The organism is Streptococcus sp. FSL E2-3488 (genome assembly GCF_038003585.1).
Taxonomy (GTDB): Bacteria; Bacillota; Bacilli; order Lactobacillales; family Streptococcaceae; genus Streptococcus; species Streptococcus thermophilus.
Window position 1 is genome coordinate 1575316 of record NZ_JBBOPL010000001.1, and the last position, 17139, is coordinate 1592454.

The 17139-nt window shown below is 39.4% G+C and carries 14 protein-coding genes and 4 pseudogenes; 2 read left to right on the plus strand and 16 right to left on the minus strand.

All coding sequences use genetic code 11. The annotated features are described in order from the left end of the window. Positions 1-19 precede the first annotated feature (19 nt). From MHH90_RS08095 to MHH90_RS08130, 8 genes and pseudogenes are all read right to left on the minus strand, one after another. Entirely contained in the window at positions 20-610 is a 591-nt protein-coding gene (locus tag MHH90_RS08095; RefSeq protein WP_002949732.1) for an ATP-dependent Clp protease proteolytic subunit, read from the minus strand. 137 nt (positions 611-747) lie between these two features. Then, the gene (upp, locus tag MHH90_RS08100; RefSeq protein ID WP_002946740.1) at positions 748-1377 is read right to left on the minus strand and encodes a uracil phosphoribosyltransferase; all 630 of its coding nucleotides are present in this window, start codon (positions 1375-1377) and stop codon (positions 748-750) included. A 269-nt stretch (positions 1378-1646) separates the two neighbouring features. Next, positions 1647-1781, minus strand: a complete 135-nt coding sequence (locus MHH90_RS08105; RefSeq protein WP_014607987.1) for a hypothetical protein — start codon at positions 1779-1781, stop codon at positions 1647-1649. 40 nt (positions 1782-1821) lie between these two features. Continuing rightward, positions 1822-1989: a hypothetical protein gene (locus MHH90_RS08110; RefSeq protein ID WP_014607986.1), complete on the minus strand. Its 168-nt coding sequence runs from the start codon at positions 1987-1989 to the stop codon at positions 1822-1824. A gap of 75 nt (positions 1990-2064) precedes the next feature. Continuing rightward, on the minus strand, positions 2065-3228 hold the full coding sequence (locus tag MHH90_RS08115; protein WP_011680761.1) for a MalY/PatB family protein: 1164 nt from the start codon (positions 3226-3228) through the stop codon (positions 2065-2067). Positions 3229-3238: 10 nt separating this feature from the next. Then, the gene (locus tag MHH90_RS08120; protein WP_064355975.1) at positions 3239-4333 is read right to left on the minus strand and encodes a cystathionine gamma-synthase; all 1095 of its coding nucleotides are present in this window, start codon (positions 4331-4333) and stop codon (positions 3239-3241) included. Positions 4334-4636: 303 nt separating this feature from the next. After that, positions 4637-5230 (minus strand): annotated as a pseudogene (locus tag MHH90_RS08125) (cation transporting ATPase C-terminal domain-containing protein); the annotation flags it as partial. 41 nt (positions 5231-5271) lie between these two features. After that, positions 5272-6903, minus strand: coding sequence for a putative polysaccharide biosynthesis protein (locus MHH90_RS08130; protein WP_113870429.1), 1632 nt, complete (start codon positions 6901-6903; stop codon positions 5272-5274). Positions 6904-6997: 94 nt separating this feature from the next. Here MHH90_RS08130 and MHH90_RS08135 point away from each other — a divergent pair, with 94 nt between their 5' ends. Then, the gene (locus MHH90_RS08135; protein WP_084828498.1) at positions 6998-8443 is read left to right on the plus strand and encodes a UDP-N-acetylmuramoyl-L-alanyl-D-glutamate--L-lysine ligase; all 1446 of its coding nucleotides are present in this window, start codon (positions 6998-7000) and stop codon (positions 8441-8443) included. A 69-nt stretch (positions 8444-8512) separates the two neighbouring features. On the opposite strand, the pseudogene MHH90_RS08140 reads toward MHH90_RS08135, so the two are convergent. Continuing rightward, positions 8513-9094, minus strand: a pseudogene (locus tag MHH90_RS08140) (peptidoglycan bridge formation glycyltransferase FemA/FemB family protein); the annotation flags it as partial. A 90-nt stretch (positions 9095-9184) separates the two neighbouring features. Between MHH90_RS08140 and MHH90_RS08145 the strand changes: the two are divergent. Beyond that, positions 9185-10360: an IS256-like element IS1191 family transposase gene (locus MHH90_RS08145; protein WP_340725732.1), complete on the plus strand. Its 1176-nt coding sequence runs from the start codon at positions 9185-9187 to the stop codon at positions 10358-10360. A gap of 49 nt (positions 10361-10409) precedes the next feature. Here MHH90_RS08145 and MHH90_RS08150 read toward each other — a convergent pair. The 7 genes and pseudogenes from MHH90_RS08150 to nusA all read right to left on the minus strand — a co-directional run. After that, positions 10410-11069, minus strand: a pseudogene (locus tag MHH90_RS08150) (peptidoglycan bridge formation glycyltransferase FemA/FemB family protein); the annotation flags it as partial. A 289-nt stretch (positions 11070-11358) separates the two neighbouring features. Further along, positions 11359-11922, minus strand: a pseudogene (locus tag MHH90_RS08155) (LOG family protein). A gap of 64 nt (positions 11923-11986) precedes the next feature. Further along, entirely contained in the window at positions 11987-12340 is a 354-nt protein-coding gene (rbfA, locus tag MHH90_RS08160) for a 30S ribosome-binding factor RbfA (RefSeq protein WP_002949692.1), read from the minus strand. Between the two features lie 92 nt (positions 12341-12432). Next, positions 12433-15264 (minus strand): translation initiation factor IF-2, encoded by a 2832-nt coding sequence (gene infB / locus MHH90_RS08165; protein ID WP_340725880.1) that lies wholly within the window; start codon positions 15262-15264, stop codon positions 12433-12435. 18 nt (positions 15265-15282) lie between these two features. Further along, positions 15283-15585: a YlxQ-related RNA-binding protein gene (locus MHH90_RS08170; RefSeq protein ID WP_002947460.1), complete on the minus strand. Its 303-nt coding sequence runs from the start codon at positions 15583-15585 to the stop codon at positions 15283-15285. Next, positions 15578-15874, minus strand: a complete 297-nt coding sequence (gene rnpM, locus MHH90_RS08175; protein WP_002947461.1) for an RNase P modulator RnpM — start codon at positions 15872-15874, stop codon at positions 15578-15580. The genes MHH90_RS08170 and rnpM overlap by 8 nt, the downstream gene beginning before the upstream one ends. A 20-nt stretch (positions 15875-15894) precedes the next feature. After that, the gene (nusA, locus tag MHH90_RS08180; RefSeq protein WP_014621164.1) at positions 15895-17082 is read right to left on the minus strand and encodes a transcription termination factor NusA; all 1188 of its coding nucleotides are present in this window, start codon (positions 17080-17082) and stop codon (positions 15895-15897) included. Positions 17083-17139: the final 57 nt, after the last annotated feature.

Below are 17139 nucleotides of genomic sequence, written 5' to 3' on the forward strand. Positions count from 1 at the left end.
TATCTTAGATAAGCTAGACTTATTTTAATTGGTTGTTGGTCATGATTTCATCAATGAAGCCATATTCAAGTGTTTCTTGGGCACTCATCCAATTATCACGTTCAGCATCGACATGAACCTTTTCAATTGGCTGACCAGAATTATCAGCCAAGATTTGCTCCAAGTTATTACGAGTCTTGAGCAAGTGTTCAGCAGCGATAGCCATATCTGTTTGTTGAGTACCACCACCAGTACCACCCATTGGTTGGTGAATCATGTATTCTGCATTTGGCAACATGAAACGTTTACCTTTGGTACCGCTTGAAGCGATAATTGTACCCATTGATGCTGCCATCCCCATAACGATGGTTTGAACATCAGACTTGATGAAGTTCATTGTATCAACAATGGCAAGGCCTGCTGAAACTGACCCACCAGGTGTATTAACATACAGATAGATATCTTTTGTATTGTCTTGAGCATCCAAGAACAAGAGTTGAGCGATAATTGAGTTTGCCATATTATCTTCTATAGGACCTGTTAACATGATAATACGATCCTTGAGCAAACGTGAGTAAATGTCATAAGAACGTTCACCACGTGATGTTTGTTCAATAACTACCGGAATCATATGAATTCTCCTTTTAATATTGTCTTGATGTTATTATATGATTTTAGTCAAATTAGGTCAAATAAAAAGTATATTCCTTATCACTCATTTAAAAAGAGTGCTAAATAAGCAAAAAAGGGAAAATTTCCCTTTTCAACTTATTTTGTACCAAACAGACGGTCACCTGCATCTCCAAGACCTGGAACAATATAGCCATTCTCATTAAGTCTCTCATCCAAAGATGCTGTGTATATATCAATATCTGGGTGAGCATCTTGCAATTTTTTTACACCTTCTGGTGCGGCAACTAAACATACAAACTTGATATTAGCTGCTCCACGTTTTTTAAGTGAATCCACCGCCAAAATTGCTGAACCACCAGTTGCAAGCATTGGGTCCATTACAAAAATCTGACGTTGATCAATATCTTCTGGCAATTTAACCAAGTACTCAACTGGCTCAAGTGTTTCTTCATCACGGTACATACCAATATGACCAACTTTTGCTGCAGGTACGAGGCTAAGGAAACCATCTACCATACCAATACCCGCACGAAGGATTGGAACAATTGCCAATTTTTTACCAGAAAGTTGTTTTTGAACTGTTTTTATAATTGGTGTTTGAATTTCAACCTCTTCAAGAGGAAGATCACGCGATACTTCATAACCCATAAGCATAGCGATTTCATTAACCAACTCACGGAAGTCCTTGGTAGACGTATCCTCACGACGTAAGATTGACAGTTTATGTTGAATCAATGGATGTGAAATAACTTGAAATTTACCCATAATAGTTTCTTCCTTTGCTTTATATTCACTCTATTATATCAAAAACACAAGAAAAACGCTTGCTTTACTTGCAAACGTTTTTGGAAAGGATCCAATTTTATTTTTTAGACAGATGAATCTTACCTGTTACTAAACCATAGCCAAGAAGTGCCGAGCTACCAATAGCCGCAAAGATAGCTGCCAAGATTGACAGTTGACAGCAACTTTAATGTGGTTGTCTTTACTTGTCTCATCAGACTTAGCTGATTTTGGAGTTTCTGTATCAGTAACTACCTTTTCTTCAATAGCATCACTGGAATAGATGGTCCAATTGAAACAATAGCTTCTGGTACTGTTGTCGCAATCTCTGTAGCTTGAGATACTTGACGACGGTCACCGACAGAACCCTCTGTTGAAAGTTTCACAGGAACCTCTACCTGATAATCATCTGATGAATTATTATCATTAGCTGAGCGGTCTACGAACTGGAAAACCTGTATTCGTCGGTGTTTCTGCTTTATCTTCTTTATCAGGTGATGGCTGATTATTATCTGCTGATTTAGAAGTCTTATCATCAGTAGAATGGTTTCCACCTGTTGGATTTACTGGAACTTCGAAGACGGTCTCAGACATCTGATATCGTCTAAGTAAAGTCTCAAAAGAAGAGTCTGCCTCAAATTTAAAGTGATGCCATTTGCATCACTTTTCTTATTTTCCAAAGACAGAAACCAAACGTTTCACACCTTCAGCAACAACTTTAGTTGGCGTAGCTACGTTAAATCGGAAATGTTTTTCTCCTTCGGAACCAAAAGTAATACCGTTATTTAGCACTACCTTCGCTTCTTCTTTAAGCAAACGTCCAAGTTCATTGTGATCTTGATCATAGGCTGAAAAATCAAGCCAGACCAAATAAGTGCCCTCAGGTTTCATAACTTCGATATTAGTCTTTTCACTAAGTTCCTTAGTTAAAAGGTCAATATTAGTTTCAAGAACTGTCTTCAATTCCTCTAACCAAGGTTGACCGTAGGTAAAGGCAGCTTGTGTTGTAATCAAACCAATAGTTGGAATTTCGTTTTGATTATTAGCCAATTGTTTTTGTTTAAAGGATTTACGCAAGTCTTCATTTTCAATAATGGTGAAACTGTTTTTGGTACCAGCAATATTAAAGGTTTTAGTCGCCGAACTAAGCACCAGGGTAAAATCCTTATAAGCGTTTGAAATCGTATTTAGAGAGATATGCTTATTCCCATATAAGGCCAAGTCTTGATGGATTTCATCAGATACCAAGAGAACACCATGTTTCTGGCAAAGGTCTGCTACCATGGTCAATTCTTCCTTAGTCCAGACACGACCACCTGGATTATGTGGACTACAGAAGACATAGAGTTTAACATCATTGTCTACGATATCACGTTCCAATTGCTCAAAATCAATTTCAAAATGCCCGTTAACCTTAACAAGACTATTCTCAATCAACTTGCGATTATTCAAGCGAACAGAACGAGCAAAAGATGGATAAACTGGTGTGTTGATAAGGACAGCATCGTCTTCTTTGGTAAAGGACTGAATAGCTGTTGAAATAGCTGGGACAACCCCTTCAATAAGGACAATACTCGCCTTATCAACTGAATAGCCATGTTGATTTTTTTCCCAATCTATGATGGATTGGTAGAGCTCATCACTTGGATAAGGGTAACCAAAGATATGCGTTTCAGCATAGTTAATCACCGCATCTCTAATTTCAGGAACAGGTAAGAAGTCCATATCAGCAACCCAAAGCTCAAGTAGTTCAGGATCACTTTCAGCTTCATGCCATTTCATAGTGTTTTGATTTAAGCGATTTGGTTGTGTTGTAAAATCATAACGTGTCATAGATAACTCCTTAAAGACTAAGGGCATTTTCCAAGTCAGCAATCAAATCCTCTGCTGCTTCAATACCAATTGAAAGACGAAGCAAGTCATCCGTTAATCCATACGAAGCACGTACTTCACTTGGAATATCTGCGTGAGTTTGTGTTGCTGGGTAAGTAATCAAACTTTCAACACCACCCAGACTCTCCGCAAAGGTAAAGACCTTAAGAGTATTGATAATAGTTGGAATCTTATCTTGGTTAGCCACTTTGAAGGAAATCATCCCACCCTTACCTGGGTAGAGAACCTCTTTAACAGCTGGGGACTTTTCTAAGAACGCCACAACTTCTTTAGCATTAGCCGTTGATGCCTCCATACGAAGTTTTAGGGTCTTAAGTCCACGCATGAGCATATAGCTATCAAATGGGGACAAGTTCGGACCAGTCGTATTGAGGTTATAATAAAGTTTATCGTAGAATTCTGGATTGCTAGTCACAACAACACCAGCTAAAACATCATTATGCCCTGATAGGTATTTAGTAGCTGAATGTACAACGATATCAGCACCTTGAGTAATCGGGGTTTGGTAGATTGGGCTATAGAAAGTATTATCAACAATAACCACCGCACCCTTTTCATGGGCAGTCTGAGCTACTTTCTCAATATCAAACTCAATCATAAGTGGGTTTGTCGGTGTTTCAATGTAGACAATATCGGTATCTTCTGCAATAGACGCAATCATCTCATCTTCTGTATTGGTGTATTCAAAGAAGAAACGTCCTTCTTTTTCTTTATCGTTGAACCAACGGAAAGAACCTCCATAAAGGTCACGGGCAGCAACAACCTTGCTACCTACAGGGAAAATTTCAAAGGCCAAAACAATAGCGCTCATCCCTGAACTTGTCGCAATAGCATAATCCGCTTTTTCAATAGCTGCTAGCGTTTTTTCCACTGTTGCACGCGTTGGATTTTTAGTTCGTGTATAGTCAAAACCAGTAGACTGTCCGAATTCTGGATGTTGGTAAGTTGTTGAAAAATGAATCGGTGAAGCTAAAGCTCCTGTTGCTTCATCAGAATTGATTCCTGCATGTGCCAAAATAGTTTCTAATTGATAATCTTGTGTCATATTGCACCCTATCTACATGATAAAATAGATATTCTCCATATCTATGCCCTCTATTTTATCACTATTTTCTGAAAAGAATGGAAAGTTCATCATACGAATTCTTGATAGTTAGATATAGTTTATTACTATAACCTCAAAATATAGAACAGACAAACTTTCTGAGATGATTAAAAGTGACTTTTCAGACACCGAAAAAGCCTGAAATTTAAAAGTTCCAGGCTTTTTGAGATGACTAATGTCCTTACTCTCCTAAGAAAGACATAGATCAAAATTTTTTTCTTAAATCTAAGGTAAACCACTGACTTACTTTTTATCAAATAAGCGATATCTGATTTCTTCCAAAGTCATAATAACAAATGGACAAGCAAGTAAATAGAGCCAATCATCAAGTCCAATTGGGGCTGTGTTAAATAGCGTGTGGAAAAGAGGTACATAGGACAAGATAATAAAGAGAACAATTTCTAGAACAATTCCTAGGCTAATAATCCTATTAGTAAAATGTTTAACTTGGAATATAGAGCCCCTGCCCTTACGACTATTCATAACCATACCAATCTGAGTAAAGATAATAGCTCCCAAAGTCATGGTGGTCGCCTCCCGGTAGAGGGGCCCTGAGCTAGCCAGATGGTTCAAATTTCCTTGATTTACCCAATAATTAAGTAAGAAAGCACCCATAGCCAAGGCTGCTTCAATCAATCTATACCAGACAAAAGCTTTAAGCAACAGTTGGCGATTGAGTAAGCGGCCCAATAAACGTCTTGGTGGCTTGTCCATCACTCCTTCTTCAGGTGATTCAACCCCCAATCCCAAAGCAGGTACCATATCTGTTCCCAAGTCAATAGCTAGGATTTGCATAACGGTTAAAGGAAGAGGAATGCGCCCCAAAGAGAACAAGAAGTTGAAAAGAAAAACCAAGCCACATGACTTGGTTTCAAATACTATTTAATATGTAATTTAGCTCGTAATCTACCTGCTCGTGCGCCAAGCAATTGATCAGCCATATGTGTCACAAGAGCAAGCACTCCATAGACCAAAACGCCAAGACCTCCTCCAATCACTAAGTAAATCACACTACCCATACGACTTGTTGGAGATAGGACAAATTGGAATAACCAATAGAAAACAGCAACTGGAATAACCATGAGCATTGTAATAATACAAATGAGTAGAGCTTTTCTAAAGACTATCTTACGACTAAAGTGAGTAACTGTGTGAAGGCGATTATACATCAAAGCAATAGGAACTCCTAACCCAATGGCTGTTGAAATAACCGGACCGAGGGCTCCTAAAAAAATAATCAACGGTAGCTGTAGAATGGCCTTAATCAGCACCCCAATCGCAAAATAATTGATAGCTTTACGGGTCTCAAAGATAGCCTGAAGCATTGGTGCTAAAACACTATACAAAGCTAAGAAAATCACTTGAATCAAACTAGCTACGAAGAGTAAAAGAGCCTGACTGTCTGGTGCTCCATAAAAGACAGTGTATAATGGCTTGGCCAAAATCACAGAACCCGCAATGGCTGGTATAATAAAGAGCAAAAGTAACTGGAGATTATTAATAATGAGTTTGGCTGCTCCCCCAAGGTCCTTTTTAACCATATTTTCTGTCAGAAGTGGGATGCCGACCCCAGCAATAGAAATAGCAACGGCAATCAAAATCATAGTAATCTTACTTGGGTTTGAAGACAAATAAGCATAGAGAACCTGAAGCTGACTATTACTATAGCTTGTAAACCTCTCCATAGTACGGATAAAAGTCCATTGATCAATCAACTGGAAAAGTTGAACCGCTGATCCAGTAATAATGAAGGGAATGGCTTCCTTAAATGTCTCAATAACAATTGCAGTTGGATTGATATTAGGATGAACGGCCTGCTTACCAAAAAGGCTCTTGAGCTTGCCTTCTTTCCAAAGATAGAAGAAAAGTACCCCATAACTAGCCAACATACCGATGAAAGCAGCAAAAGTCGATTGGACAACTGCAGTCACATAGTCACCTGTACCAATTTTCATGATGAAGAAAGTCGCCAACAGCATCCAAATGACACGGATAATCTGCTCCGCAATCTGACTTAGGGCATAAGGCTTCATGTTGTTAAAGCCCTGGAAAAAGCCTCGTAAAACAGACATCGATGGAAAAATGACAACCGCCCAAGAAAGGCTGCGCATTACTCGAACCAGGTCTTCGTCTCCCCCAGAAAGATATGACATCCACGGAGAAGCAAAATACATGAAAACACCAAAAATTAGTCCAAGCCCAATCATATAATACAAGATACGTTTGAGTAAGAAGAAACTCGTTTCCATCTTTCCAAGTGTGTTATATTTTGATACCTGCTTGGCAATGGCAACTGGAATCCCTGCTGTCGAAATCAAAAGGAAAAGGGCATAAATATTATATCCCTGACCAAAGAGAGCATTGGCTTGGTCACCCTGTTTGCCCATCCAAGCATACCAAGGAATAATATAGAGTGCCCCTAAGAGACGACTGATAATATTGGATGCTGTCATCCATGCCGTCCCTCTTAGCATTTGCTGCTGCTGCGTGTCAGTTTTAGTTTCAGTCATAATTCTCTTTCTAGATAATAAAATACAATCTAGTTAATTATAAACTTTTGGCTCTGACTTGTAAAACAAGAACATTAAGGCTAAAATAGGAACTATGATTACTATTGAACAAGTTCTAGAGGTTCTCAAAAAGGACCATAATTTTAGAGATATTATCAACCAAGAGCACTACTACTATTCATGGACTGGGGTGACTTTTGATCATCTTTCTTACGACAGTCGTGATATCACACCATCTACCCTATTTTTTGCCAAGGGAGCTGGCTTCAAACTTGAGTTTTTGGAGAGTGCTGTCCAGGCTGGATTAGGCTTCTACGTGGCTGAAAAAGATTACCAAGTAGGAATCCCTGCAATTCTCGTTTCAGATATCAAGCAAGCCATGAGTCTCGTTGCTCAGGCCTTCTACCAATACCCTCAAGACAAACTAAAACTACTAGCCTTTACTGGTACAAAAGGGAAGACAACAGCGTCTTACTTTGCCTTTAACATACTTAAGCAAAGTCATAAGCCCGCCTTGCTCTCAACCATGAACACGACACTAGACGGAAAAACCTTCTTCAAATCTAACTTAACTACACCTGAAAGTTTGGACCTTTTCCATATGATGGCTGAAGCTGTATCTAACGGCATGACCCACCTGATTATGGAAGTTTCAAGTCAGGCCTATCTAACCAAGCGTGTCTATGGTTTGACCTTTGATGTAGGTGTCTTTCTTAACATCAGTCCAGACCACATCGGACCTATTGAACACCCAACCTTTGAAGACTACTTCTACCACAAGCGTCTCCTCTTGAAAAATAGTCAAGCAGTTATTGTCAATAGTGGTATGAATCACTTCGATTTTGTTGCTGAAGAAGTCGCTGATAAAGACCACGACTTCTATGGTAAGAACTCTGAAAATACCGTTAAACATAGCTCAGGTTTTAGCTTTAAAGCCAAAGGTAAACTAGCTGGTGATTACGATATCCAACTCATTGGTGACTTTAATCAGGATAACGCCATGGCTGCTGGTTTAGCCTGCCTACGTCTTGGAGCCAGTCTTGAAGATATTAAAAAAGGAATTGCTCAAACCTCTGTTCCAGGCCGTATGGAAATTCTCACTCAGGCAAATGGTGCTAAGGTATTCGTCGACTATGCTCACAATGGTGACAGCCTAGACAAGCTCTTGCAAGTCGTAACTGACCACCAAAAAGGTAAGATTACTTTAATTCTAGGAGCTCCTGGGAATAAGGGCGAGAGCCGTCGTCAAGACTTTGGTCACGTCCTCAACACTTACCCCGAAATAAATGTCATCTTGTCTACTGATGACCCTAACAAGGAAGACCCCCTTACCATCTGTCAAGAAATTGCTAGTCATATCAATCGTAAGATTCGTATCATTGTCGATCGAGAGGAAGCCATCAAAACAGCCATGTCTGAAACCACAGGATCAAGCGATGCCCTTGTTATCGCCGGTAAGGGAGCTGATGCCTTTCAAATTGTGAATGGTAAACGCACTGATTATGCTGGTGATATTGAAGTCGCTAAGAAATATTTGTAAACAAATAACTCAAAAAGCCAATTGAGATGATGATTTTCATCTCAATTGGCTTTTTTTGCTATCGAAACACTAGTCTTTACCTAGTATCTTCTTAAAAACATCATAGAAGGGATTGAGGGTCTTATCAAATGAACCAACAAGCGTCTCTAATTGTCCGCCAAACTGACGCTTAAAATTAAAGTTTCCTTTGCCAGAACTAGCTGCCTCAGTTTCAATAGTACCGTAAAAGTTAAAACGCTTTTTAGACTTACTTTTAGCATATTTTAGCATCTCCCAATGAAGCAAAACCGCTCCACCGAAATTAAGGTAGGCTTCATCATTACCCCCGTAAAAGCTGACAATTTCTGGACCATAATCCATGAAAAGATAAGCTGAAAGCGGTAATTTGTCAGTCTTGATTTGGTAAGACTTGAATTGTTCTAACCGCTTATAGTAGCTTCTCAATTGATCCTCCGCATCTGCTATTTGACCCTTGGTACGTTTTTTCTGAGGACCTTCTTTTAAATCCTGAATTTTGGCTTCAAAAGACTGAATATTCTCATCAAGATAAGCTAGATAAGCTGGACAATCCAAATAAGCTAACATAAACTTGGCAGATTTGCCAAAACATTTTTTTAGATTTTGAAAATAAACTAGCGGATGAACAGAAAATGGTAGTGTAAAATAAGTTGTGTAAACACAAAAAGGAATAAATCCGTTATAGTAGAGTTGCAAAACATTACTAGAAAGAGATTTATTCCTATGACTCAGTTTACCACAGAACTACTTAACTTCCTAGCCCAAAAGCAAGATATTGATGAATTTTTCCGTACTTCTCTTGAAACAGCAATGAATGATCTGCTTCAAGCAGAGTTATCAGCCTTTTTAGGGTATGAACCTTACGATAAATTAGGCTATAATTCTGGGAATAGTCGTAACGGAAGCTATGCACGGAAATTCGAAACCAAATATGGGACTGTTCAGTTGAGTATTCCTAGAGATCGTAATGGGAACTTTAGTCCAGCTTTGCTTCCCGCTTATGGACGTCGAGATGACCACTTGGAAGAGATGGTTATCAAACTCTATCAAACCGGTGTAACGACTCGAGAAATTAGTGATATCATCGAGCGAATGTATGGTCATCACTATAGTCCTGCCACAATTTCTAATATCTCAAAAGCAACTCAGGAGAATGTCGCTACTTTTCATGAGCGAAGCTTAGAAGCCAATTACTCTGTTTTATTTCTTGACGGAACCTATCTCCCCTTAAGACGTGGAACCGTTAGTAAAGAATGTATTCATATCGCACTTGGCATTACACCAGAAGGACAGAAGGCTGTTCTTGGATATGAAATCGCCCCAAATGAAAACAATGCTTCTTGGTCCACCCTGTTAGACAAGCTTCAAAACCAAGGAATCCAACAGGTTTCTCTTGTAGTGACCGATGGCTTCAAGGGGCTTGAACAGATTATCAATCAGGCTTACCCATTAGCTAAACAACAACGTTGCTTAATTCATATTAGTCGAAATCTAGCTAGTAAAGTGAAACGAGCAGATAGAGCGGTTATTCTGGAGCAATTTAAAACGATTTATCGTGCTGAAAATTTAGAAATGGCAGTGCAAATTTTAGAGAACTTTATCGCCGAATGGAAACCAAAGTATAGGAAAGTCATGGAAAGTCTGGAGAATACGGATAATCTTTTAACTTTTTATCAGTTTCCCTACCAGATTTGGCATAGCATTTATTCGACAAACCTCATTGAGTCTCTTAACAAAGAAATCAAACGTCAAACGAAAAAGAAGGTTCTTTTTCCTAACGAGGAGGCTCTGGAACGTTATTTAGTTACCCTGTTTGAAGATTATAATTTCAAGCAAAATCAACGCATCCATAAAGGGTTTGGCCAATGTGCTGACACACTTGAAAGCTTATTTGATTAACATTCTTCAACTCTACTTGAGTGTTTACACATAATTATTGACAGTATCCAGAAAATCCCTTTCGCTCTGCTGTTCGACTTAAAATATCGTAGAACTGGTCAAGTTGATGCTCATCAAGTTCTTCAGTCTTGACATTCAGAGCAGTGAATTTTTTGAGGTCTCGCTTCAATGATGGAGAAAAGGCAGCAAGGATTTCATCAGAACTAGCAAAACTTTCTATTGATTTTACGAACATCTGGTTAACCACAAGAGATTGTTCCGAATCTAGAGAGTGTTCAAAACCTAATGTTTCAAATACCTCTAGCACATCACTGGCCTTATCCACTTCAATATTTTCAAGTTTTTCATTTCTAATAAGATTTGTCAGATAAGGGTGTATAGAAAGTGTGGCAATATTTTTCTTTCTTAAATAAAGTATTAAAGCTTCGAGTATCTCTCTGTCAAACCAGCAAGAGGAGTGGTAATCTAGCAGGGGTCCATGTAACAAGAGGGCCTTTTTAAATACACGAAAGCTTTTCTTATAAACGACTATTGCTTGTGCTACCCTTAAGCCATCTCTTTCAAAAACCAGAGCTTCTACCTTTTCTATATGGTCTTGACTTTCCTGAAGCTTAGCCATCTCAGCAGACTGCAGAAAATTAGCACACTTTTCATTTAGCTGTGTGTTTCGATAATCATCAAAACTAACACTTTTAACAAAAATAGACATTACTATCATCCCTTTCTGTTTCATCCTATATCCCACATTTCCCTAAATCATTAAATACTTTTAATGATGGAAAATTTTTCCAAACCAAGAGGGGTATTGGGTGATCATGAACATTACTCACATATAATGAGAAAAACTAGTTGAATTATTAAAAATATAAACATCATTATATACAAAATTACCACTTTTGTTAAGAATTTTGCGATATTTTTTGAAACCTACACGACTTTTCATTTGATTATAAAAAGTCCTTCCACTTGAATGTGGAAGAACCTTTCTTCATTGATACTTACCTATAACGTCTCAATTGAGGTGGGGTATAAGACTGAACAAAGGCCTCAATTTCAGAAAAATCATCCGTAAAGAGAAATTTTGCAGCCGTTTCAGTCTCTAAAAAATCAAGAGCAACCAATGGTATCTAACATGGCCTTCATGGCATCGTAATAGCCGTTGAGATTAAAGAAAACACAGGGTTTGTCCAACTTACCCACACGAGCAGCAGCAATAGCTTCTGAGATTTCTTCAAGGATTCCAAGACCTCCTGGAAGGGCGATAAATACTCACCTTGCTCTAACATGGCAGTCTTACGCTCTGCCATCGTTTCTACTATAGTCATTGAGGTCAATCCCTCATAAGCAATTTCCCTATCTTTGAGAAACTGTGGCATGATACCATGAGCCTGACCTCCATATTCCAAAACCGTATCACCCAGAACTCCCATAAGTCCCATCTTACTGCCACCATAAACTAGGATAAGACTATTTTTAGCAATCCATCTCCCCAAGGCAATCGTTGCTTCTTTAAAGCTAGGATTGTCACCCATATTAGCTCCCAAATAGACTGTTACTTTCATCGAAGTCCTCTTCTTATTCTATTATAACGCAAAAATTCCTGCCATAACTGACAGGAGTTTTCGCTTAGTCTTTACGCTCCAAATTACGAAGCATCTCATCAATTTTATTACCGTATTCGATAGACTCATCCTTTATAAAGATCAAATCTGGAATCTTATACATAGTCAGATTTTTACCAAGTTCTCGCTTAATGGTACCTGTCGCTTTTTCAAGACCAGTTTGCGCTTTTTGGTTGTCTGACGCTAAAGTAGAGTGAATGGTATAGAAAACCTTAGCCGCCGACAAATCACCAAGCATTTGAACATCCGTGATGGTTACATTTTGAACACGTGGATCACGAACCTTCTTTTGAAGAATTTCGTTGACTTCACGTTTGATTTCCATTCCAACACGATCTACACGAAATGAATTTCCCATAATCTTATCCTTTCTTTTTTATAATGGAACAAAAGCCAGGCAGATGACCCAGCTTTGTCCCCTAAATAAGCTTCCTTAGAAATATGACGTGATTACCGTTTGATTTCTTCCATGATGTAAGCTTCGATAACGTCATCAACTTTAATATCGTTATAGTTTTCAATCGTCAAACCACCCTCTTGAGCGTTTCCGACTTCTTTAACGTCATCTTTATAGTGTTTCAAGCTTGCCAATTTACCATCAAAAATAACGACACCATCACGAATGACACGGGCACTTGAATCACGAGTGATTTTACCATTAGTAACCATGAATCCACCGATTGTTCCGACTTTAGAAACTTTGAAGGTTTCACGGATAACTGCTTCACCAATGATTTTTTCTTCAAATTCAGGATCAAGCATCCCTTTCATGGCATCTTCGATTTCTTCGATAACCTTATAGATGATGCTATGAAGGCGAATTTCAACTTCATCAGTTTCCGCTTGTTGACGCGCCTGTGGTGTAGGACGAACGTTAAATCCGATAACAACAGCATCTGAGGCTTCGGCAAGCGTAATATCAGATTCGTTAATAGCACCTACTGCTGAGTGAACAACATTTACACGAACCCCCTCAACATCAATCTTAAGAAGAGATGCTGCCAAGGCTTCAACTGAACCTTGTACGTCAGCCTTGATAATAACATTAACAGTTTTCATTTCACCAGCTTTAAGGGTATCAAAGAGGTTATCAAGACTAACACGGTGTGTTTGTTGACGTTGTTTCATAAGAGCACGTTTTGCACGCTCTTCGCCAGCAGCACGAGCTGCCTTTTCATCTTCATAAACCGCAAAATGGTCACCAGCCATTGGTGCTTCATTCAAACCAGTAATTGAAACTGGTGCTGATGGTCCTGCAGTCTTAATGCGACGACCAAGGTCATTGGTCATAGCACGAACACGTCCGAAAGTGTTACCAACAACGATTGGATCTTGAACATTCAAAGTACCTTGTTGTACAAGAAGGGTAGCAACCGCACCTTTACCTTTATCCAAGCGAGCTTCGATAACAGTGCCGATGGCTCGAACTGTTGGATCAGCCTTAAGTTCTTCAACTTCTGCGACAAGAAGAATAGTTTCAAGTAATTCTTCAATGTTTTGACCAAATTTCGCTGAAATCTCAACGAATTCGCTATCACCACCCCAAGCTGTTGAGATAACGCCATGCTCTGCTAATTCACCGATAACACGTTCTGGGTTCGCATCTGGTTTATCAATCTTGTTAATCGCAACAATGATTGGAACACCCGCAGCTTTAGAGTGGTTGATGGCTTCAATCGTTTGTGGCATAACACCATCATCCGCAGCTACAATCAAGACAGTAATATCTGTAACAGAGGCACCGCGAGCACGCATAGATGTAAAGGCCGCGTGTCCAGGGGTATCAAGGAAGGTAATCTTCTTACCAGCCTCTTCAATTTGGTAGGCACCAATGTGCTGTGTGATACCACCTGCTTCACCTGTAGCAACACGAGAATTACGAAGAGTATCAAGAAGGGTTGTTTTACCGTGGTCAACGTGTCCCATGATAGTAACAACTGGTGCGCGCTCTACCATAGCATCTTTATTGAGGTAATCTTCATCAACAAAGAAACGTTCGATATCAGCATTATCGACCTCTTCTTTTTTGGTTGCCTCAATACCATAGTCAACCATCAACAACTCAATTGTATCGCCATCAAGAGATTGGTTTTGAGTTGCCATAACACCCATCATGAAGAGTTTCTTAACGATTTCAGCTGGCTCACGTTTAATACGTTTTGCGATTTCTGCAACCGTCATACCTTCTGTGTATTCAAATTCTTTTGGTAATTCATGGAATTTACGCTCTGTTACTAGTTTCGGAGCTGAATTACCACGGTTATTTTTACCTTTTTTATTTTTGTTTTTATTCCAATTACTATTTCGTTGATTTCTCACTTGGTTTTGATTATTCCACTTATTATTTCTAGTTTGCTTTGGTCCATCTTCATTCACGCGATGATTATCACGTGATTTATTTGGACGTACTTTTTTACGACGTGTATCTTGTACTTGTGCAGTTGGAGCTGATTGGGGAGCCACTGGTGCTGGTTTTGGAGCTGGCTTAGTTTCAGCAGCGGCCTTTTGAACTGCTACTTCAGCTTGTTGTTTTTCTTTTCTTGCCTTTTCCTGTTCTTTTGCACGGCGTTGCTCTGCAGCTTTTTCTTCACGGAAACGTGTTTCACTTTGACGTGAATACTCTGCGTTTTGCTCTGCCTTCAAGGCTGCTGCACGCGCTTTTAAGTCAATGCGCGGACCTGCCTGATTATTTCGAGCATTATCTCTACGGTTATTTTGATTCTGATCATTACGCAGTTTCCCTTGGAAATTACGGTCATGATTAGTACTGTTATCGCGATTTCCTTTGTTATGGTCCCCTTGACCATTTCCTTTTTGATTGCGACGATCATTATTGTGACGCTTACCTTGATCGTTTCCTTGTTGATTTCGGTTACGGTTATCTCGTCCCCCACCGTTTTTACGACGTTCTGCTTCTGCCTTGGCACGTGCTTCTCGTTCGGCCTTAAAATTACGGCTTTTCGGTTTTTTCAGAGCCACAGAGGCTTCTTTGACTTCAGCCTTTGATGTTTCTTTAGCAGGAGCTGATTTTGCAACAGATGCCTTATCAACCTTAGGCTCTACCTTCTCCTCTTTAGGGGTTGGTGTCGCTTTAGGTGCTGGCTTACTTTCATCCTTGGCTGTACCCGCTTTTAAACTTGAAGTGATACGATTAGCATCTGCTTCTTCAACTGATGAGGAGTGGCTCTTAACAGAAAGGCCTAGTTCCTGAGCTTTCGCAACAATAACCTTGCTTTCTACACCAACCTCTTTTGCGATTTCATATAATCGTTTCTTTGACACGTGATGTCCTCCTATTCTTTATTCCATAAGAGTCCTCATTTTCTTTGAAAATCCAGCATCTACTACAGCAACCGTTTTCCTTGGTTTACCAATAGCCATGCTTAATTCCAGTGCGTTAAACACTGTGGAGACTTCTATATTATAGTAGTTACATTTATCAGTCGTCTTTTTAGTCACGTTACTACCAGCATCATTGGCAAGAAAAACTAGTCTCGCCTGCCCTGATTGAACTGCCTTGATGACAAGTTCTTCACCAGAAATAAGCTTCCCAGCTCTTTGTGCTAGTCCCAACATATTTGACAATTTTTCTGTGTTATTCAAGACCTAATTCTCTTCTTTTGACCTTGTGATCCACATAAGCAATGAGTTCATCGTAAAAACTTTCGGGAACATCCATGGAAAAACTATGGTTGAAAACTTGTTTCTTTTTAGCTTGTAGGGCTTCCTCATTATCCAATTTAATGTAGGCGCCTCGCCCATTTTTCTTTCCTGTTGGATCGATGAAAATTTCACCATCTTTAGTTTTCACAATGCGGAGCAAATCACGTTTATCGATGATTTCTCCTGAGACAACTGATTTTCGTAAAGGTATTTTTCGTGTTTTAGCCATCAAACACCTCTATTTTCTTCTTATTCTGCTTCTGGTGCTTCTTCCGTTGTTACATCTACAGGTGTAGCTTCTGCAACGATTTCTTCGACAACTTCATCTACTTCAGCCTCAGCTTTCTCAGCTTCTAGTGCTTCATATTCAGAAGCTGACTTGATATCAATACGGTAGCCAGTCAAATGCGCTGCCAAACGAACGTTTTGTCCACGACGACCAATTGCAAGAGACAATTTGTTATCTGGTACAACTACTGTCGCACGTTTGCTATCATCTTCGTCGAAGAGAACATAGTCCACTTCAGCTGGTGCAATAGCATTGTAGATAAATTCAGCTGGATCTTCCACCCATTGAATAACATCAATATTTTCCTCAACAGGAACCTCAATACCTGTCTTAGCATCCAAACGTGTTGGGTGGAAACGGCTGACAACTTTCTTGATGTTGCTTCCACCACGACCGACGATAGTACCAATAGCATCAACATTCGGATTATGGCTGCGAACAGCAACCTTAGTACGATCACCTGCTTCACGGGAAACGCTCATGATTTCTACAGTTCCATCAAATACTTCCGGAATTTCTTGTTCCATGATGCGTTTGATGAATTCTGGATGGCTACGGCTCACAAAGACGTTAACACCTTTAGGATTGTTTTCAACTTTATAAACATAAACATCGATAACGTCGTGTGACTTAAAACTTTCACCAGGAATTTGATCTTGGCGTGACAATTGAGCTTCGAGCGTTCCAAGATTAACATAAATGAAACGTTGGTCAAAGCGTTCAACTGTTCCTTGCATGATTTCACCTTCATGTTGCTTATACTCATTATAAGTAATCTCACGCATTTGCTTACGCATTTTTTCCATAATCGTTTGTTTAGCAGATTGAGCTGCGACACGACCAAATTCGTCGACTGACTCTTCAAAGCGAATCTTGTCACCAAGTTCGTAAGCTGAACTAATAGCAAGCGCATCTTTCAAGCTGATTTCCAAACGACTATCGAAGACTTCATCTACAACTTCACGAACGGTAAAAACTTGAAAATCACCTGTTTTTTCATTGAATTCAACAACTGCTGATTCAGACTGACCATAACGACGCTTGTAAGCTGATTTAAGTGATTCAACCACAGCATCGATGATGTCTTCCTTGTTAATGTGTTTTTCTTCTTCCAAGACACGGAAGGCTTCTAGCATTTCTGTGCTCATATTCTTTGTTGTTTTAGCCGTTAAGGGCCAAAACTGGCATCCTTTCTTTATTTACAC

Excerpts from the sequence above, each read along its gene's own strand:
- MHH90_RS08095 (WP_002949732.1), bottom strand. The coding sequence starts at position 610 with ATGATTCCGGTAGTTATTGAACAAACATCACGTGGTGAACGTTCTTAT.
- upp (WP_002946740.1), bottom strand. The coding sequence starts at position 1,377 with ATGGGTAAATTTCAAGTTATTTCACATCCATTGATTCAACATAAACTG.
- MHH90_RS08110 (WP_014607986.1), bottom strand. The coding sequence starts at position 1,989 with ATGTCTGAGACCGTCTTCGAAGTTCCAGTAAATCCAACAGGTGGAAAC.
- MHH90_RS08115 (WP_011680761.1), bottom strand. The coding sequence starts at position 3,228 with ATGACACGTTATGATTTTACAACACAACCAAATCGCTTAAATCAAAAC.
- MHH90_RS08120 (WP_064355975.1), bottom strand. The coding sequence starts at position 4,333 with ATGACACAAGATTATCAATTAGAAACTATTTTGGCACATGCAGGAATC.
- MHH90_RS08130 (WP_113870429.1), bottom strand. The coding sequence starts at position 6,903 with ATGACTGAAACTAAAACTGACACGCAGCAGCAGCAAATGCTAAGAGGG.
- MHH90_RS08135 (WP_084828498.1), top strand. The coding sequence starts at position 6,998 with ATGATTACTATTGAACAAGTTCTAGAGGTTCTCAAAAAGGACCATAAT.
- MHH90_RS08145 (WP_340725732.1), top strand. The coding sequence starts at position 9,185 with ATGACTCAGTTTACCACAGAACTACTTAACTTCCTAGCCCAAAAGCAA.
- rbfA (WP_002949692.1), bottom strand. The coding sequence starts at position 12,340 with ATGGGAAATTCATTTCGTGTAGATCGTGTTGGAATGGAAATCAAACGT.
- rnpM (WP_002947461.1), bottom strand. The coding sequence starts at position 15,874 with ATGGCTAAAACACGAAAAATACCTTTACGAAAATCAGTTGTCTCAGGA.
- nusA (WP_014621164.1), bottom strand. The coding sequence starts at position 17,082 with ATGAGCACAGAAATGCTAGAAGCCTTCCGTGTCTTGGAAGAAGAAAAA.